Raw genomic sequence first — 21369 nt, 5'->3', positions numbered from 1 at the left:
TAGGTGTGGTAACTCAAATATAACAGCACAAAGGGTAGCTTTTATCGCTACCCTTTTTTTATAAGCAAAAAATATTTTCTCCGGACAACAGTGAAACAAGTTCAGGATGACGGTAACGATGGAATCTGTCAATTATAATAACGGCTTCATCTTTAATAACGACTAGATTACTAGGTATTTTGTTTTCTTACCATACATCAACAATAGGTTTGTTCCTTATTTCCATCTTTGCTTCATAAAATTTAAAAAAAATCTTCAAAAATATGAGCTTAATAGATGCACTAAACTGGCGTTATGCCGTTAAGAAAATGAACGGTCAACCTGTTGAACAGGAAAAAGTTGATAAAATTATTGCAGCGGCACATTTGGCGCCAACATCATCAGGCTTGCAGCCCTTTAAAATAATTGTGGTAACCAACCAGGAATTAAAAGAGAAAATTGCGCCGATTGCTTTTAACCAGGCGCAAGTGATCGACTCTTCCCACCTGTTAATTTTTGCTGCAAACGAAAATTATACAGAAGAAGGTATAGATGAAGTTTTCGACAGAATGAATGCAGAGCGTGGCTTACCATTAGATACTACAGATGCTTACAAGGCACAACTTAAAGGCATGCTTTTATCCAGAACTGCAGAAGAAAACTTTAACCATGCAGCCCATCAGGCTTATATTGCTTTCGGTATTGCGATTGCAGAAGCTGCTGTGTTAAAAGTAGATGCTACACCAATGGAAGGTTTTAACGGACCTGCTTTAGATGAACTTTTAGGTCTAGATAAAAAAGGCTTAAAAAGTGTTACTTTATTGCCTTTAGGATACAGAGACGAAGCTGGTGATTGGTTGGTAAACCTTAAAAAAGTACGTACACCAAAAGAAGAATTCTTAATTGAATTGAAATAACAGGCAAACACCATTATATTGAAAACGGGCCGCTTATTTAGCGGCTTTTTTGATTTAGCACATATTGTGATGATGCCTCCAATATATCGTCCTGCTGAACTTCCGCCCGGCCAGTCGGACGGGTGTTTCAGCATCTTTATCGGTTGTTCTAAGATCCTGAAACAAGGTCAGGATGACGGTACGCAGGGAATGAACAAATGACTATTGCACCAATCTGAGGTTTGGAGTCAATTAACCGGTTTAAACAATTAACTAGGTTAAACTAAAAAGCACTTCATTCGTAGACCTTGAAACAAGTTCAGAATGACAATTAAACATAGAAATTTTTGTAAAAAAATGTTAAACCTCCGTACAATTTAGGACAGCTATTTATAATTGGATATATTTACGAGCTTTAATACCCAATCCATGAAGATTTTTAGATTATCGTTTATCATACTATCGCTCTTATCAATACTCAGTTTTTCTTCTTCGGCCCAAACCGATACCATTAGCATCAACACCATCATCACCAAAACGAATAAGGTATTGAGCGATTACCCTGCTGAAAAGATTTACCTTCATTTTGATAAACCTTATTATGCAGTAGCAGATACGGTTTGGTTTAAAGCTTATGTTACTGAAAATCAGAATTTCTTATCTGGCATCAGTAAAATCATTTATGTTGATGTAATCAATCAGAAAGATTCACTTATCCAAACCTTAAAGTTACCCATAACCGGTGGCCTTGCTTATGGCAGCTTCCCTTTAGATCAAATTAACTATAAACAGGGTAACTACCACATCAGGGCTTATACTTTATGGATGCTCAACAGTGATGACCCCGCTTATTTTAACAAAACTTTTTACGTAGGCGAAGCCATTGATAAAGAGGTAAAAACCCACATTACTTACAAAAATACCTCTACAGATAAATTGGAAAAAATTGATGCGCGTGTACAATTTAAAGATGCCAGTAATAAACCCTACGCCAATAAAAATGTAAGCTGGCAGGTAGTGACCAGTTTTACGGTAATTGCCAAAGGCAGGGGTACAACGGATGCGAATGGTTATTTGACCATCGCGATGAGCAACGCCCAAAAGGCCGAATATCAGTTACAAAAAGGTGAATTAATTACCAGCATTAACACCACTGATAAAGATGTGGCAAGCAGCAGTTTTCTGCTTAAAAATGCAATCGTAAGCAAAGATTTTCAATTTTTCCCTGAGGGTGGAAGTTTAATTGCTGGCCTAAACAATAAGGTAGCCTTTAAAGCGACTAAGAGTGATGGTTTGGGTATTAACTCAAAAGGTACGGTAACCGATAACGATGGCAAAACTGTTGCCACCTTTACTGCTCAGCATTTAGGTATGGGCAGTTTTAACTTATTGGCAGAAGCTGGAAAAACTTATAAAGCAACTGTTACCTATGCCGATGGAACTACTCAAAATTATAATTTGCCAACTGTTGCCGTAAATGGTGTTTCTGTAAGTATAGATAACAGCAGTGCAGATAATATAGCCATCAAAATTTCGGCTAACGATGCCTTCTTCGAGCAAAACCAGGGCAAAAAGCTTTATTTAATAGCACAAAGCAAGGGTGTGATCTGTTATGGTGCACAAACAGCCTTATCAAATAAAGAATACAATACCACTGTACTTAAATCTAAATTCCCAAATGGAATTGCGCAATTTACCCTGTTTAATGAGTTTGGTAAACCACTAAGTGAGCGACTGGTTTTTGTTCAGCACAAAAATACCATGGCAGTAACGTTAACCAGCGCTGCAACTACTTATGGAACAAAGAAAAAAGTGAAGATAAATGTGGCGGCCAAAAAAGATGGCGCTCCTGTAGAAGGTAGTTTTTCTGTAGCGGTTGTGGATGAAACGAAAGTTCCATCTAGCGAAGATGCCACCAGTACAATATTAACAGGCCTGTTATTAAGCAGCGATGTTAAAGGTTATATTGAAAAAGCCAACTACTATTTTAATGCACCCGATGCTAAGAAACATGCAGATTTAGATGTATTGCTTCTTACCCAGGGTTACCGCAGTTTTAAATATACCGATATACTTGCCAATAAATTGCCAAAAATTGATTTCTTACCGGAGCAAGGCATCGAAATTTCTGGTATTTTGCGTCAGAATAATGGTATTCCGGTTAGAAAAGGAGCCTTATTATTAACCATACCTGATAAACGCTTTAACCAGGAAGGTATAACAGATCCGGTAGGAAACTTTAAATTCTCAAACCTGGTATTTAACGATTCATCGAAAGTAACCATTACTGCCAAGTACAATGTAAACTATAAAAACATGACCTTAAGCTTAAATGGTGCACCTATACCAACACTAACCAGAAATTTTAGTGCAGCCGAAGAGGTTTTAAATATAGATAGTACTTTAACCAGTTATTTAGATAACAGTAAAAAACAATATGCTTATTTACATACGCTAAAAGATGTGACCATTAAAGGCGCAGTGGTTCCGAAAGTAAGTCATAAGGATTACCCTGCATTGAGCGGACTAAGCCAAATGGCCGACCATGAAGTTAGTGGCGATCGGTTTAAAGGCTGTGGATTGCTGATTAACTGTCTACAAGGCATGCTGGCGGGGGTTACCTTTGCCGATAATAACTTTTACGTAACCCGCGATTACAACCAGGGTAAAAAAATCCCGATGGGTATTTTCATTAACGGTATGAATGTGGATGTAAACCAGATTAATACGATAGACGTTAATCAACTCGAATCGGTTGAGGTCTTTTTAAGGGATGACTTAGGTTTGGTAAACCGTGCCAACAATGTAAATGGTGTAATTGTATTTAACCAGAAAAAAGCACCAAAAGGCACAAAGATTACAAAGGCTCAGTTGATGGATATGCTTCCTAAATACTATGAGCTTACTTTCTCGCCACAAGGTTATAACAAAGAAAAACAGTTTTACTCACCTAAGTATGATGTTCCTGCCAGCATGAATCGGAATGACTTAAGAACCACTATTTACTGGAACCCTAAAGTAGTTACGGATGCAACAGGTAATGCTTCTTTTGAATATTACAATGCTGATGGTAAAGGACAGTATAAAGTAATTATTGAAGGAATAGATGCCAATGGTAATTTAGGAAGATCGGTATTTAAGTATCTTGTTAAGTAAAATGGAAAATTTGAGATGGATGATGGAATTATTTTCCCCCCATCCATCTCAAATCTCAAATCTTCCATCCTACCACACCTCAAAAGGCAATTGCTCCCCTTTTAATCCCTCAACAATATTCTGTACGATAATTTTAGCCATGGCTGCTCTTGTTTCTTCGGTGGCTGAACCAATATGTGGTAAAACAGCAACATTTTCCATGGCTAACAACGGGTTGTTTTTATCCATTGGTTCAGGGTTTGTTACATCCAAACCTGCTCCCCATATCATTTTCTCTTCCAGGGCTTTGATTAAATCCTTTTCGTTATGAATGCCGCCCCTGGCTGTATTGATGAAAATCGAATTGGGTTTCATCTGCTTAAAAACATCTAGTGTAAATTTATCTTTCGTTTCAGATGTTAGTGCAGTATGCACCGAGAGTACATCGCTTTGTGCCAAAAGTTCTTCAAAGGATACATATTTTGCCCCAATTTCTTTTTCGGCATCTTCGTTACGCGAGCGGTTGTGGTAAATCACCTCCATTTGATAGGCCGCAGCACATTTTTTGGCCATTTCCAAACCAATTTTACCCAGGCCAAAAATACCGAGGGTTTTGCCATTTACTTCAATCCCCAGTTCTGGTGAGGGCTCATAGTTTTTCCAATCTCCCCGAATGATTTTTTTATGCGAGAAAAAAGCCTTTCGCGATACAGCCAGCATCAATAAAAAAGCCGTATCAGCAGTTGCACTGCTCAAAACGCCCGGTGTATTACCAATGGGGATATTTAATTTTTTAGCGGTGTCTAAATCAACCTGATCAAAACCTACTGAATGTAGTGCTATCACCTTTAAATGCTTGCAGGCATTTAAAAACTCGGCGTTCAATTTATTTGGGCCTACGCTAATCAATGCATCCTGGTCTTTACAGGCCTCAATCAGCTCCTCCGCCGTAATCTGCCTGTTTTCTTTCCATTGGGTAATGGTAAGATTATTTTCTTCCAGTTGCTTTAAACCAACCGGAGCAATGGTTCCGCTGATAAATACTTTCATATTCATTTAACAGTTAAATCTGATTATGAGTTTTGATTAATGCTTACTTTACAGTTGTGGTCAGTAACTGGTAAGTGTTTGCACTAAAATAACCCAAGGCATTATTGTTAATGTTTGATGTAGGATTGGCCGGTGTGGCGCCCTGGTTAGGTCCGCGGTCTGACTGTTGGCTTAATGCATACCAATAATTAAAAATATTACTATCAACACATTCCATTTCAACCCTAACTTTATCGTTTGTATTCAATTCATCGCTATCATGATCGTTGTTGGGTTTAAAGAAGAGCTGAACCCGCAACTCGTTACCATTGGTTAACCTATCGTTGTAGGCATAATAGCGTCGCGACAGCACATCGTTTACGTACAAGTTAAAATGATAGAAATTAGCCTCGTTAACCGGATCTTTTAAAAAAGCTGCTGCCGTTTTGCGCTCGCGGCCAAAAAAATTATTTTTAATGATCCCGATAGAATCCATTTTAACCACATTAGGCATTTTAGAACTCGCGGTATAGTTTTGTCCTTCAACAGTAGCATTTAAATCATAGGTAACCCCAGGCTCCCCTTTCATACGGTTAATGTAAGTCCCAGGCTTAGTTCCCTCTTTAAATACAAACGTATTGCCTTTGCTATCGGTTACGGTAACCGTAGCACCTGAAACTTTCGGGAAAACATTTTCCTCAGTGTAACCTATCGTTTTGCTGATTTTAATTTCCTGATCTATCAACTGGTTATTAATAATCCCTTCAATAACAACCTGTGGATCGGCATTTTCCGTATCAATAGAAATAATTTTCTTGCATGAAGAAATGAACAGCGTAAATAAGGCAAAATATATCGTTAGTTTTTTCATGGTATTAAAATTTAAAATCCCAGGTAACAGAAGGAATAAGTCCAAAAAGCGAGGTTTGCTGCGCAGCAGTTTTATTCGGGTTTTGTGGGTCGGTAATAAACTCTATGGAGTAAGGATTTTTTCTGGCCAGCACATTGTAAATGCCGAAATTCCAGCTTGATTGGTATTTACCTTTTTTCTTACCTGCTAACGTTGCACTTACATCTAAACGCATGTTGTAAGGCATACGGCCTGCATTACGCTCGGTATAATAATAAGCTGGTTGCCCACCAACGGTATATTTCCCTGCAGGATAGGTAACGGCATTACCTGTGCTATAAATAAAGCTTGATGAAAATGTCCATCTTGAGGTCATGTTATAAATGCCTACCAATGAAATATCGTGTGTACGATCCTGTCTGGCCGGAAAGTACTTACCATTGTTCAGTTCAGTAAACTTGCGTTCGGTACGCGATAAGGTGTATCCTATCCAGCCGTTCAGTTTGCCAAATTTCTTTTTAAAAAACAGCTCCATCCCGTAAGCACGACCTACACCGTAAATCAACTCTGATTCTACATTCGAATTGGCCAGCAACTGGGCAGCATTTTTATAATCAATCTGGTTTTGCAGCCATTTATAATAAATTTCAGCAGAAAGCTCGTAGGTATTCTCTTTAATGTTTTTAAAATAACCCAGCGCTACCTGATCGGCAATTTCCGGCTTGATGTTATTGCTGCTCAACACATACTGATCGGTTGGCGAACTGGATGTAGCATTGGTTAAAATATGAACATTCTGCGTATTGCGGTTATAAGATGCTTTAATTGAGTTTTGTTCATTGAGCAGGTAACTTACCGAAAAACGAGGTTCCAGGTTCAAATAGTTTTTATAGAATTTACCTTTGGCTACATTTTCTGTAGCGGTAATTTCGCCCGTTGCATTGTAGGCATTAAAATTACCAGGTCCCATTAAAGAGAAAGCAGCCAGCCTTACACCGTATAAAAAGTTGAGGTGCTCGTTTACATTCCACTCATCAGAAATATAAGCAGCAGATTCTATCCCATACCTGCGCTCTTGCGAAAGCGAATTCACCTGCGAAGAAGCATCGCTATCAATATCAATTGGCGAAATACGGTGCTGGGTGGCATTTAGTCCAAACCTCAGAATATGTTTATTGCTGAAATACTGAAAATCTTCTTTAAAATTAAAATCGCGAATCAGCGAAGTGGCTTTAAAATTAGTCGCATCGTTTAATAAACGAACCGTATAATTGTAGTTGTTGTAAATTAATGAAGTATTGGAAAATAAGCGGTCGTTGAAAATGTGGTTTAAACGGAAGGTAGTGGTTACGTTGCCCCAGTTGTTCTCAAACAAATCTTTTACCCCAATATTATCCTTGCCAAAATAGCCCGAAATATAAATGGTATTTTTATCGTTGATTTTATAGTTCGCTTTTGCGTTGATATCATAAAAGTTCAGTGTGCTTCCATTCACCGACGAATCTGGCGAAGCCCTTAAAAACAGATCGATATACGTTCTACGGAAACTTACCATAAATGAGCCTCTATCTTTCACGATAGGGCCTTCTGCTTTTAAACGAGAGGCAATTAAACCAATACCACCCTGAAACTTAAATTCTTTATTGTTTCCGTCATCCATTTTAACATCTAAAACAGATGATAAGCGACCGCCATATTGCGATGGCATGCCACCTTTATACAAACTTACATCCTTAATTGCATCGGCATTAAATGTAGAGAAAAAGCCCAGAAGATGCGAAGAGTTATACACCACAGCCTCATCTAAAATGATTAAATTCTGATCGGCAGCACCACCACGAACATAGAAGCCCGTATTTCCTTCGCCACCAGATTTTACACCTGGCAACAATTGGATGGTTTTTAAAATATCTCTTTCTCCAAGCAATACGGGAATGGAATTGAGCGTTTTCATATCAATTCTTTCCAAACCCATTTGCGCACTTTTAACATTTTCGTTTTTACGGTTATTGGCACTGACATTTACTTCATCTAAATCGTTTGCACTTTTTAATTCCTCATTTAACTTGGTATCTTTTGTTAAATTGATGGTTTTAACGATTGAGGTATAACCGGTATAACTTACTGCCACAGTATAAGTACCTTCAGCCTGTGTTAAAGCAAAATATCCATAATTGTTAGTTAAAGTTGCTGCGTTAGAAGCCCCGGAAATTCTGACCGTTGCACCGATTAAGGTTTCGCCGGTACCTGCATCGCGGATAGTACCGCTCAGGGTAAACTTCTTTTGAGCAAAAATAGAGGTGGAGAAAAAAAGGAGGAAAAATAAAGCTAAGTAGTATTTTATAGACATATCTGCTACTATCTGATTTTTAAGGTAGAAACCAAATGTACGAAATCCAACTCCTATTATTGGATAATGGACGATTTCTTACTGAAAGTTGGCTTTACTTTTTAATATCGGGATAAATGGCAATATGGTGTGAACGTAAAAGGTACGGGCTCGAATGATCCTTACCTGCCTGCTGAAAGGTAATCAATTTAGATGGTTCTTTAGGCATATGGCAATCAATACAATTTGTGCTAAGCGATCCTTTTGCCAAAGTAACCTCACTGTGCTTTATACTTTGGTGACAGCTGATACAGCGTTCCGAGTAAATTTTTAAATTACCTTTAATGTTTTCGTGTGTATTGTGACACGATTGGCAAGTCATATTTTCGCTTTTCCGATAACAATTGCTTCCCATTAACATGTTGGTTTGGTTACCATGTACATCTGGATTGCCACCACCAAAACCCACAAAATCCTGTGCGTAGTAGTCATCTAAATTATCGCCGGGTGTGAAACCAAAAACTGACTTCTGGGCAACCAGGGTATTTCCTGAATGGCAAACGCCGCAGGCATCCATCTTTTGTTTGCGGCTTAATGTTTTATAAATGGTGATAAATTTAGCGGTTTTCTCTTTTGGATTTTCGAGGTGAAAAACCGCATGTTGCCTGCCAGGCCCGTGGCAACGTTCACAATCTATACCATAAAGCAGGGCACCACGCTCCATTTCCTCATCAGTGGTAATGCCCGAAGTTTGGGTTACTTTCTTATCTACGTAAGAAGCATGGCATTCTAAACAACGGCTGCCAATAGGACGGTCATAATAAAAGGTTTGGTTGGTAAAACCCGGACTAATGGCCCAGTTCCGGATTGCCGAGAAATAGGAAAGTGGCAGTTCGTAAAGCTTTTTACCTTTCCAATAGGCATAGGTGTAAGCCTTTTCTCCAGAGCCAAATACCATATCAAACTTTTCGGCGCGTACTTCTTTTCCGTCTACATAAGCGACCTGAAAAATACCACCAGCTCTTTTCTCAATAACCACTTTTTGGTGTGCATCGAAGTTAAAGACATTAGAATCGGGGGCAAAAATCTTTAACAGTTCCTGGTCATACACAGGTTTAGAAGTTAAACCATGTGCATTATGTGCAAAAGATTGCTTAATTTCCTGATGGCATTTTACACAGGTGGCAGCACCGGCGTAAGCTTCACCTCTAATGTCTTTTGGTAAGGCATCGGCCGCATTCATACATCTTGACAGGATAATGATAACGATTGCTATCGCTGCTAAAGTCACCAGGATCCGTTTTATACCTTTCAAAATAATTTTTGGCTTATTTTATAAACTGAATATAGCTAAAATTATAACCACCACTAGCAGCTAACAGCCTGATTTTTTGCCATCCGGTATTTAAAGGCACATTTTTAACTTCGAAAGTGGCAAACTTTTTCATATTGCCGGTATTTGGAACCACTACGTCACTGGCAACCGTTTTACCATCAATTAAAATAGTAATCCGCCCGCCAGGCTGATCGGCCGCTGCATTAATTTTTAAAGTATAGTTACCTTTTTGTGCCACCTTAACGGTGTATTGCAACCACTCTCCTTTTTCGATATGGTTTACATAGTATTTTTCGTATTGAAGAGAATCTTTGGCAATATCGACACCATCATTACGGTAAATACCGCCGCGGTTTCCGACCGACCTTTTATTTGTTGAAGTATGGTAATCCGCTGTATCGTTATCGAAATAGGCAAATCCGTTTTTCCCCAAATCATAATCAACGGCATAAATGATGCTTTTATTCCGAATTAGATTGGCTTTAAAAGGTTTGGTTTCATTAGTAAAGGGCTGACGGATCATCGCATCAATTACATCACGGTGAATAATGGTATTTTCTAACCTCGAATAAATAGCCAGTTCCATCAGACCACTGTATACGTTACTATCTTTAGGTTTATTGCCACCATTATTCAGATATTTTACCAGCGCATCATAGTTAGGGTTCGATTTAATTTCCATCGGGTTATTGAACCCGATTTTTTTCAAAGGCCACCATGACCAGCCGATATTGTTTTTTTCTAATAGGTGGATGGCGTCGGTAAACCAAACATTAGAGTTCTCGCCTGTTTCGCCCAGCCAAACGGGTACATTTTGCTCATCGCGGGCTTTGATGATGTGTGCTATAGAAGCCTGATCGTTATAATTCCAGTATTTGTGAAAACTTAAGGCCATGTTTTTATCCCATAGCGGGAAAATACCATTGTAGTTATTGCCCCAGCCATTACCTTCAATAATAATGAGATGTTGCTGATCTACCTCGCGGATGGCTTTGGTAATATCAACCATCAGTTTTCTTAAGGGAGCGTTTACTTTTTCTTTGGTTCCGTTTTTATCTTCCTCGGGATTACTGAAACCATAGTTGGGTTCGTTTATAATATCATAAGCGCCGATGTAGGACTCATTTTTATAACGTTCGGCCAGTTTTCGCCATAGGGCGATGGTTTTCTCCTGGTTGGCTTCGCTATTCCATAAGTAGGGTTTTGACGGATCGCGGTCGGCAATGTTTACATCGTTCCCTTGTCCGCCGGGCGCAGCGTGTAAATCTAAAATGAGGTACATTTTATTCGCTTTACACCAGTTGAGCAAACTATCGGTTAAGGCAAAACCTTTTTCAAGCCAGGTATTTTTACCAGCCACAGGTTCCTGCTCAACAGGCAATGTATAAAGATTATAATGCATGGGCAGGCGGATGGAATTAAAGCCCCAGCGTTTCATAGAGTCCACATCTATTTTACGCATGTGGTTAGCCAACCATGCATCGTAAAATTCTTGTGTTTGCTTCGGCCCCATCAAGTCTGCAATCCTTTCGCGGATGCGGTACTGTTGTGCCTCTTTATTAATTTTAAGCATATAGCCTTCCTGCAACATCCAGCCGCCCAGGCCAATGCCACGCAATAATACGTTTTGGCCCTGGCCATCAATAATTTTTGTGCCTGATGCTTTTAAAAAACCTTGACCAAAACCAGCAAACGAAATGCTACTAAACAGAAAAACAGATAAGAGTGATTTTTTAAAAAACATAGTTAAATGATTGAAAGTTACCAGATATAGGTGGCTACAGCACCCTTATCAAGCGCCGCAGCATAGGTTTTACCCTTTAGGCTAATGTTAAATGCTGCAGTTGCTTTACCGGTATTGGCCACAATAAGTACATATTTCCCTGCTGGCGTTTTAAATGCAACATTGGCTAAACCATCTGGCTCGTTAGAAGCAATCCGTACAGCGCCCGGCCTTACAAACTTAGCGGCATGGGCAATGGAAAAGTAAGCCAGGTTGCGGCTATAATCATTGCCGTTAATGGTAACTGCTCCCTGGCACATGGAGCAACCACCCCTATCGGTATAAGGTTTATTTTCCGGATCTGCAGCAAGGTTCCACTCCAATACATTTCTGGCCCAGTTACGTGTGGCGCCGATAATTAAACGCGATACCGGATTAATGATATTAATGGTCGTGGCATCAGGTTGTTCTACCACCATTTGCTCAGAGAAATAAATATTTTTATCGGGATGGGCGTTATGTACATCGGTTAACGCTTCAATCTTTCCACCGTACAGGTGAAAAGCAGACCCATCAATATATTTTTTGGCTTCCTGATCATCCAAAATACTGATCGGATAATCGGGCCGATCGGCATTGTGATCGTAACTAATAATTTTGGTTTTAATATGGTCTTTTGCAAAAGCGGGGCCTAGAAACTGCTTTACAAATAGTGCCTGATCGGGTGCTGCCATAAACAAACTCGGGTTATTCCCCGGATGTAAAGGTTCGTTTTGTACCGTGATGGCATCAATAGGGATCCCCTCCTTTTTCATTTCCTGTACATAACGCACAAAATATTTGGCGTAAGCTGCATAGTATTCAGGTTTGAGCATCCCTCCGCGGGCATCATATGTTGTTTTCATCCATAAGGGAGGAGACCATGGCGAGCCCATAATTTTAATTTTAGGGTTAATGGCCAGGATTTCCTTCATTACCGGAATAACATCTGCCTGATCAGGGCCTAAATCAAATTTAGCTTGTTCCAAATCGGTTTGCCCTTCTGGAAGATCGTTGTAAGAAAATACTTTTTCATTTAAATCAGACGCACCAATGCTCAACCGGATGTAACTTACACCAATATGATTACCGTTGGTTGCAAAAAGTTCGTTAAGCAAAGCGGCCCTTGCAGGCGCCGACATTTTTACAATATGCTGCGCACTACCCCCTGTTAAAGCGTAGCCAAAACCATCTATGCTTTGAAAAGTTTTTTTATCGTTGATTACAATTACAGGTTGTTTGTTTTTGGCTGTAGACAGTCTTAAACCTGTAGTCTGACGGGTAAAAAGGGCTGTACGATCGGCTTTGGTTAGCCATACCTGTGGCTCGCTTTGTGCCATAAGCGAAAAAGTAAAAGCACAACCCATTAAGAGTCCAATGGACTTGGTAACTAGCATATAAGGGAAATAATCAGATAAAAAACAGGAAGAAAGACTTCGCTCTCTCCCTGTAACAATTAAACTTTAAACGTATAACCTGAACTAGGTAATTATTTAATTAAAATACCGTCTTATAAACGACCCATCCCTGACCGATTCGTCATGCTGAACTTGTTTCAGCATCTTTTTAGCAGGAAAGACCCTGAAATAAATTACCTTCGGTGAGCTTGCCAAGGCTCGGTTCAGGGTGACGGCCGCTTAATCAAAAAGCCGATATGAGCAACCTAGAGGCAATATTACTAATCGAACTCAGTTTTTTAAGATGATGAACAATTATTTAGTGCCACCCCATTCTTTACTTTGGAGAATTTTAGTATTGTTTAACTCCGCTTGCGGGATAGGCAAGGTTTCATTTTTATTGGCCTGAAATCCTTTAAAAGCCAGTTTAGTAGGCGCAAGTCCCCATCTCACCAAATCAAACCATCTTTGCCCTTCGGCTACCAGTTCCAGGCGTCTTTCTTTCATGATATTATCCATAGTTACCTCAACAGGATTTAATCCTACGCGGGCTCTTACAGCATTAAAGAAAATATATGCTCTGGAACCTGCACCAACAGCAGCACCGCTTCTTAACAAGGCTTCGGCTTCCATCAAATAGGTATCAGCTAAACGGATTTCATACATATTCTGACCAAAGTTTAATTCCAGCTGGCCAACAGCAGCTTTGGTAGAAACCCTGCCCGCATATTTTTCAACAAAATATCCGGTATTATCATTAGCATGTTTATAGGTTACAATACCTGCTTTTTCCAAACTATCTAAATTGGCAACCGTAGGTTTGTTACGTGGATCGTAATGGATTAAATCAAATAATTCTTTTGTTATTGGCATCACACTCCAACCCGACACATAATCTGGTGCTTGTGCAGCAATTACAGGCACATAATTACGTGGCCCTACCAAAATACCCATCACATTACCTTCACGGCTGCCAACATTACTCCAGCCCATGTTAGAGGTGGTATTGTAACTCAGTTCTAAAACAGACTCTGAATTGAATTTATTTTTCCAGTTCCATAAATCGGCAAATTTTGGCAATAATTTATAGCCATAGGTACTTGCTCCAGGTGCTGTTCCATTCACCGCGGCGAACTCTGCTGCTGCCAGCGCCCATTTTTCCTGCCATAAATAAACCTTACCTAAAACCGCATGTGCTGCACCTTGATTTAAGCGTCCTGCATCTGCAGTAGGGATCGTTACCGGAAGAGCAGATAATGATTCTTTTAAATCCTGTTCTATCTGTTTGTATACATCTGCCGGAGCAACCTGCGTAACATCGAACATACCAGCAGGCTCTATCGGTGCCAGGATTAACGGTATATTTTTAAAAATGCGTAACAAATCAAAATAAAATATAGCCCGCAATGCTTTAGCTTCAGCAATATACCTTGCCTTGGTTGAAGCATCCATGTTAATGCCTTCTATTTTTTTCAATAGCACATTTGCACGATAAACACCAGTAAAGCCTTTACTCCATAAATAACTTGGCGCACCCGATAAAGAGTTCACGGTATAATTATTCATGGCCTGCATATCTCCCAAATCTGATGGAGAATCGGCACCAGCATAATGATCATCTGATGCAGAGCAGAATAAATTAAGTTTAGTAAGGTAACCGCTGGATTGGTTACCCAATTGATCATAAACCGCTACCAACCCCGTAAATGCCTGTTGCTGATTTTGATAATAGTTTGTCTCCAATATGCGTTCGCGTGGATTTACCTCCAGCTGTTTTTGACAAGAAACGATAAGCTGAGAAGCGGTTAAAAGGGCTGCAATAGCTAAAATATTCTTTTTCATTTTTAATTTTTTTTAGAATCCAACATTTAAACCTACCATAAACGAACGTGCCTGCGGATAAACGCCACGATCTACGCCCAATACAGTTCCACCGATTTCAGGGTCGTAACCTGTATATTTTGTAATGGTCCACAGGTTTTCACTCATTAGATATACCCTAACTTTTTGTGCGCCAATTTTTTTAATCACATCGTTCGGAAGATTATAACCTACCTGAAGGGTTTTTAAACGGAAGTAATCACCTTTTTCTAAATAATTTTTAGAGAATTTAGTATAGTTTCCATTCAGATCTTTGTCTGCAACGCGAGGAATATCGGTTGAAGTATTGGTTGGTGTCCACCTGTCCAGAATTGATTGTTGCCAGTTTCCGTAAGTTACATCTAAACGTCTTAATCCCTGGAAAATCATGTTTCCACCAACACCATTTCCGAAGGCAACAAAATCAAAGTTTTTATAAGCCAGGTTAATGGTAATACCGTAGGTATATTTTGGAAGTGGACTACCTAAATAAGTACGATCGCTACCATTTATGGTTTCATTTCCATCCAGGTTAGCAAATTTAACATCGCCTGGTTTTGCATTTGGTTGCAATATGGTACCACCCGGACCTCTGTAAGCGTTAACCTCTGCTTGTGATTGGAAAAGGCCAAGCGCTTCATACCCATAAAATTCATTAAATGCACGCCCGAGTCCGGTGCGGGTAAAGTTGCCCATCCCCTGGAAGCTTTGTGCGTTATCTTCAATAAATTCTCTTCCAGGCAATAACTTGGTTACCTTATTTTTCAAGGTAGAGATATTGGCATTAATCCCTAAATTAAGTTCTCCGATTTTTTTCCGATAACCCAATTCGAATTCTATACCAGTATTCTGCATATCGCCAACATTTTCTGCCGCACCACCTGCTGCTCCCAAATAAAGTGGAATTGATGGGGTTTGCAATACGCCAATGGTTTTCTTTTTGAAGTAAGAAGCGCTCAGGCTAAAATCATTAAATAAGGTGGCATCTAAACCGATATCTGTCTGGTGGGTTTCTTCCCATTTCAGATTAGGATTTGATAAAGCAGCCGGACTCCATCCAATAGTACTTACATCGGTAGTACCAAAAGTATAGTTACGTCCGCTATTTACTAATGATATGTAACTGAAATCGCCAATGGCGTCATTTCCGGTAATACCATAACTACCACGTAATTTTAAGAAGTTAACCATCTTATTTTCTTTCCAGAAAGCTTCTTTTGAAGGCACCCAGCCTACTGATGCTGAAGGGAAATAACCAAAGCGGTTGTTGGTACCGAAACGTGAAGAACCATCACGACGGATAATACCCGTAAATAGATATTTTTCATCGTAATCATAAGTTACACGGGTAAATAAAGAGTTAACAACGTGCAAGGTAGCATCACTACCATCACCCTGAATATCGGCAGTTGCCGGCTTATAGTTTAAATTCGCCTGATAAAAATCCTGAGCAATGATGTTATTAAACCTTACGTTTAAACCACGGTTATTGTTGTCCATATAATAACCCTGACCGAAAATAGCGTACGCATGGTGTTTACCAAAACTTTTAGAATAGCTAATGGTATTCTCCCAGTTGTAATTCAGGGTCATGTTCATCTCGCGATAGAAGTTCGTCTTCGAATTCGTATTAGCTGGACTTAACCAGTATAGCGGGGTATAAGATTCTGAACCATAAAAAGCAAGTTTAGTGCCCAGCGATGACCTGAATTTTAAATTTTCGATAGGTTCAATCTCTAAGAAAGCATTACCAACAATGTTATGATCCCAGCCATAATTACCTAATCTGGTTTGATTATAGGCTAAAGGATTACTCATTTCCTGACCAACAGGGCCAGATATACCATAAGGAAATCCTGTTGCAGGGTCTCTTATAATATTGGCAATGGTATAAGGAGATTTATTAATGATGTTTGGATCTGTTTGAATAACCGGAGTTATGGGATCTAAATGAATGGCCGAACTTAGCGGACCACCAAATTCGCTATTGGTATTACCTAACGACTTATTAACCGAATGGCTATAACCTAAATTCTCGCCGAAGGTAATCCATTTGGCAGGTTTAAATGTAGAGTTAAGACGGATGTTAGCACGGTTAAAACTAGAAATAGGTGTAGATACAATACCATCCTGATCGATATATCCAAAGGAAGTATAAAAGGTAGATTTGTTGGTTCCGCCTGAAACGCTAAACTCATGGGTCTGTCTGCGGGCATCATCATTAAAAACAACAGATTGCCAGTCAGTACCTTCTCCATAAGCAGATGGATTTGCATACGGAGGCGTAAAGGTGCCATCGGTTGCAGCATTGTAGCTATTAGCATACGCTTCATTCCTGATGGTAGCATATTCAGTGGCATTTAACAGTTTCAACTTTTTAGCCGGTGCCTGTGTACCATAAAATCCATTGTAATTAATAGATAATCTTCCTTCTCTACCTTTTTTGGTAGACACGATAATTACACCGTTTGCCGCTCTGGCACCATAAATGGCTTGCGAAGCTGCATCTTTTAAAACCTCAATAGATTCTATATCTGATTGGTTTAGATAACCAATACCGCCATTATCTACAATTACACCATCCACTACCCAAAGCGGATCGTTATTACCTGAAGATGCAAAAGACGTAAAACCCCTTACCCTTACTGTTGAAGCAGATCCAGGTTGTCCGTTACCACTGGCAATTGTTAAACCAGATGTTCTTCCTTGTAAGGCTTGTTCTACTCTGTTAATTGGCATCGATTCCAGATCTTTTGCCTTAACGCTAGAGATAGACCCGGTTACGAGTGCTTTTTTCTGTGTACCGTAACCCACAACCACTACCTCTGTTAAATCTTTGGAGTTGGCAGATAGCGATACATTAATACGGCCACCAGCCGGAACGGTTACCGTTTGTGTAGTCATACCGATTAAACTGATGTTTAGTTTTCCACCAACAGGCGCCTGAATACTGAAAACACCATTGGCATCAGTAGATGCAGCTTTGGTTGTGCCTTCCAGCCGAACGGTTACACCCGGCAACGGACTACCATTTTGTTCTGTTACTTTTCCTGTAACGGGAATGTCTTGTGCCAATAAGGCCAGCGGGAATGCCAAGATACAGTAAACGAAGAATACGAATGTAAATCTTCTTCTCATAGAAATTACTTTTAAGTTAATGAATTTGGTTAGCTCATGATACAGTCTTACTGGTTGCTGTTTCATGAATCAAATCTATACACGGGTTGGGCAATAGCAGAATTTATGACTACTACACCAACCATACAGCGGCCCTAAAAAGGGCTAAATAAAGGAGAAAGCAGGCCTACATAAGCCCTACAGAAGCAATATAAAAACCTATATTACAGCCATTTAAACATTTAAACTAAAAATAAATGCTTTTGTAACAAAAACATGCGTTTAAAGCATTTTTTGTCGTGCTATTTCAATCAGGAATTCGTACAAATTGGTTTCCGGCTTTAGCTGAAGTTTTTTCCGAAGGCGATAACGGCCTACTTCAATCGCTTTAATCGTCACATTCATAAGTTGCGCCATTTCTTTTGAAGAAAGGTTCATAGAAAGGTAAGCACAGAACTTCAAATCATTCTGGCTAAGGTCTGGATAAAGGTCTTTTAGCCGGGTAAAAAATTCGGTATTTACATGGTTAAAGTGTACACTCATGTGATCCAGTTCCTGGTCTTTTTTCTCTACATCCTTAATCAGCCTGATCAGGTGCCTGAAACTTGGCGAACTTTCGTTAAGGTCGTGGTTTTTAATTACAGCAGATATCACTTCCTTTATTTTGGCCAGCACCTTACCACGTTGCACCAGGTGCATGGTCATGGTAGAAAGTTCTTTGTTTTTATAATTTACATAAGCTTCGAGCTTTTCGTTCTGCAGCCGCACAATTTCTTTTTCATTTCGATCAAGCTCCAGCTGGTGCAGGTAACTCATGCGTTCCTGTTCTTTAATGTGTTTCCTTTTTTGCCACCTGATCATTAACCTCAAGACCATCACAATTAAGATGAGATAAAAAATCCGCATCCAAATGGTATTGTACCAGGCCGGCAGTACCACAAAAGTATAACTGACCACCTCCGATTCGTTATTGATACCCGTACTTGCCTTTACATTAAACGTATATTTTCCGGCGGGTAAGTTGGTATAATCTTTTTCGCTTTTAGTACCCCATGCAGACCATTCGCTATCAAAGCCTGTAAGCTGATAACTGAATTTAATGTTCTTATCATGCTCAAAAAGTGTAGAGGCATATTCGAAATGGATCGAATTCAGGCTGTTTACATACTCGGGTATTTCACTCAGCTCCTGTTTAGGTAGAATATTTCCCTTATGTACAAAATAGCCGCCAAAAACCACACTATCTTTATTGCCCATTAATTTTACGGTGCCCAATACTACGTTAGGCCGGGTGATATTCTGAATGTATTTTTTGTAATTGATATGATAAGCGCCTTTGTTGGCTCCGATAAATATATTCTGATTATCGGGTGCATATATCGATTCGAAACCACCAACCACTTTGCCATTCAGCTCGGGCAGGTATAAAATACTGAAGGGAGTTTTCCCGTTTGGCCTATGGAAATCGATAACGCCCACTTTTTTGTTGGTGACAAACCAGATATTACCATCATTATCTTCTTTTAGGTATTGAATAGGAATTCCGTTAAGGGCTGAGCCGAACAATTTAAAGCGGACAAACTTTTTGCTTGCAACATGGTATTCAAAAATTCCGCTTGTAGTGGCAATAACTACCCTGTTTTTAATATGAAACACGTAATTATAAAGCTTTGTTGGTAAACCATCCCGATCAGAAAATAAGGTAGTGCGGAGAATACTTTTATGATCGGGCTGGAGTTCTATTTTATATACGCCATGATAAGGATGCGAAGCCCAAATCTGGTCGGGATTATTATCATCGGCAACTATAAAACGCAGCGTTTCGTTAATACCGGCAATTTTACCACCATTTTTAAAACGGTTTCCATCGTAAGTGAGTTCCTGTAGTCCGGCATAAGTACCTGCTATTACCTCTTTGCTCGGATAAACATTATCTATGGTTTGGTACATCCAGGTACCAATTGAGCTATACAGTGGGGTGGCGGTATTATCTTTCACCAGCAGGGTTCCGTCTTCATGTGCCATTAGCAGCTGGTTATTAATTTCATCCAATCCCCATACCTGCCCTTTACTGTTCTTTACTTCTTCAAAATTAGCTGGAGAATAGCTTAAATCGGGCATTGCCGAATTAATTTTGGCCTGGTACAAACCGTTAGAGGTACCCATATAAATTGATTGTCCGTATTTACGGAAAGCGTAACTGGTAATCTGTTTATTCCGATCGGGAGAAATACTTTTTACTGCACTATTAATGGCCACATAGGCAATCCCATCATCGAGGGCCAGCCACATGTTTTTATCCTTATCCAGCAGTATACCCCGTACATTGTTGTTCTGTAAGCCCTCCTGATAGTTATATTTCTGCACTAAATTGCCCTTTTTATTCATAATATACACCCCACCAGAAGTGGTGGCCACCCCGTATAAATCTGCACTGATCTGCATGGCGAAATAAATCCGTTCGTTTAAAAAAACCTGGTTTAAACGGCTACTTAAAGGTTTTAGTTGGTGGTTAATAAGCAAAAACAATCCTTTTTTTAACATGGAAACCAATAAAGTATCGCCATTGTAAGGCAATACAGCGGTAATGCCTGATCGATTTAAGATACTGTCCTTGCAAAATGGTTTCCACATGCCATGATCGTAAACCATCAGGCCCGAATCAGACGACTGCGAAAAGATTTTGCCTTTTGCAGTCCCCATAAACATCCAGTTGGTATTGGTTTTATAACTCTTAATTACGCCATCTTTATAATGCAAAATAGCATGTATCGACCTAAAAAACACCTCATCACGAACGACTGAGACGCCCCAGATATCGGCCAGTTTCCGCATATTTTCGGGCAATAGGTTTAACAACGAGGTATATTTTAAAACACCCTGCGCATTCGGATAGAAATAACCAAACTCATCTTGCCCGCCTACATAAATGCGGTTTTTGGAATCGATCCCCACCGAACGTACCGAAGTGAAGTTGGGTAATTTGAACAGGTTCCAATAGCGGCCGTTAAAAGTAAGCAGCCCTTCATTGTTACCAAAATACAGGATACCATTTTTATCCTGCTCTACATCCCAGTTCTGAATGCCGCCATTATACTGCTCATTATTGTAGTTTACCACCTGCGGAATTCCCAATAAAACCTGTGCATGGGTAGAATAAGTAATTAAGAGAAATAAGATAGCCAGTAAAAGTCTCTTCATTTGGTTAGGGAGGAGTTAAAACGCAATAATAAATATATAATTTTAATTCTGGTTAACCGCGCTTACAATTTCACTGGCTTGCGCGCGTTTCTAACGCGTGCATAAATAGTTTAACGATTGTATCGTTTAATGCGCACCATTTATAAAGACATCTTTAAACATCTAACTTTTTGCTTTGGTCTTTCCGCTTTAGTCTTCCTATTATTTTGAAGCGCACTACCTGTGGTTAGTAGGTTAGGTTCGGTCCCGCTTTCTCTGCAAGTCCTCGCTGCGCTCCGGGCTTTTCGTTCTATCGGGGCTAGTTTATTGGAGACCGTGGTTTATTTGTACTGAACAACCTCGTGAAATTTCTAAACATATAAGAAATTTCAGGTCATGTAAGCTGACGCGTCCTTATATATCTTACATGGTAAAACCCTAGTTACCAAGCTTGCGCTCGCTTCTAACGCGCGAAGAAATGAGGCTTTCTCAAAAGTAA

The 21369-nt window shown here is 39.6% G+C and carries 11 protein-coding genes; 2 read left to right on the top strand and 9 right to left on the bottom strand.

What is annotated here, in order from left to right; genetic code table 11:
• Positions 1–263: 263 nt before the first annotated feature.
• Both BLR60_RS23380 and BLR60_RS23375 read left to right on the top strand, forming a co-directional pair.
• Positions 264–896, top strand: a complete 633-nt coding sequence (locus BLR60_RS23380; protein ID WP_090504586.1) for a nitroreductase family protein — start codon at positions 264–266, stop codon at positions 894–896.
• Between the two features lie 408 nt (positions 897–1304).
• Positions 1305–4031 carry an alpha-2-macroglobulin family protein gene (locus tag BLR60_RS23375; protein WP_244155735.1) on the top strand — a complete coding sequence of 909 codons (2727 nt, stop codon included), beginning with the start codon at positions 1305–1307 and terminating at the stop codon, positions 4029–4031.
• A gap of 69 nt (positions 4032–4100) precedes the next feature.
• Here the strand turns inward: BLR60_RS23375 and BLR60_RS23370 are convergent, their stop codons facing one another.
• The 9 genes from BLR60_RS23370 to BLR60_RS23330 form a co-directional block, all read right to left on the bottom strand.
• Positions 4101–5060, bottom strand: a complete 960-nt coding sequence (locus BLR60_RS23370) for a 2-hydroxyacid dehydrogenase (RefSeq protein WP_090504583.1) — start codon at positions 5058–5060, stop codon at positions 4101–4103.
• Between the two features lie 43 nt (positions 5061–5103).
• On the bottom strand, positions 5104–5910 hold the full coding sequence (locus BLR60_RS23365) for a DUF4249 domain-containing protein (RefSeq protein WP_090504581.1): 807 nt from the start codon (positions 5908–5910) through the stop codon (positions 5104–5106).
• A 4-nt stretch (positions 5911–5914) separates the two neighbouring features.
• A complete protein-coding gene (locus BLR60_RS23360) occupies positions 5915–8239 on the bottom strand; it encodes a TonB-dependent receptor (RefSeq protein WP_090504577.1) in 2325 nt (774 codons plus the stop codon).
• Between the two features lie 94 nt (positions 8240–8333).
• The gene (locus tag BLR60_RS23355) at positions 8334–9533 is read right to left on the bottom strand and encodes a multiheme c-type cytochrome (protein ID WP_143009138.1); all 1200 of its coding nucleotides are present in this window, start codon (positions 9531–9533) and stop codon (positions 8334–8336) included.
• Positions 9534–9546: 13 nt separating this feature from the next.
• Positions 9547–11298, bottom strand: a complete 1752-nt coding sequence (locus BLR60_RS23350; RefSeq protein ID WP_090504571.1) for a cellulase family glycosylhydrolase — start codon at positions 11296–11298, stop codon at positions 9547–9549.
• A 17-nt stretch (positions 11299–11315) separates the two neighbouring features.
• Positions 11316–12713, bottom strand: a complete 1398-nt coding sequence (locus tag BLR60_RS23345) for a glycoside hydrolase family 30 protein (RefSeq protein WP_090504568.1) — start codon at positions 12711–12713, stop codon at positions 11316–11318.
• 315 nt (positions 12714–13028) lie between these two features.
• Positions 13029–14555, bottom strand: coding sequence for a RagB/SusD family nutrient uptake outer membrane protein (locus BLR60_RS23340; protein ID WP_090504562.1), 1527 nt, complete (start codon positions 14553–14555; stop codon positions 13029–13031).
• A 12-nt stretch (positions 14556–14567) separates the two neighbouring features.
• Positions 14568–17711, bottom strand: coding sequence for a SusC/RagA family TonB-linked outer membrane protein (locus tag BLR60_RS23335; RefSeq protein WP_090504594.1), 3144 nt, complete (start codon positions 17709–17711; stop codon positions 14568–14570).
• A gap of 261 nt (positions 17712–17972) precedes the next feature.
• Positions 17973–20891, bottom strand: coding sequence for a ligand-binding sensor domain-containing protein (locus tag BLR60_RS23330; RefSeq protein WP_090504559.1), 2919 nt, complete (start codon positions 20889–20891; stop codon positions 17973–17975).
• Positions 20892–21369 lie beyond the last annotated feature (478 nt).

The organism is Pedobacter terrae (genome assembly GCF_900100705.1).
GTDB classification, from domain to species: domain Bacteria; phylum Bacteroidota; class Bacteroidia; order Sphingobacteriales; family Sphingobacteriaceae; genus Pedobacter; species Pedobacter terrae.
The sequence above is the reverse complement of the archived record's forward strand: the minus strand, read 5'-3'. Positions and strand labels throughout refer to the sequence as shown.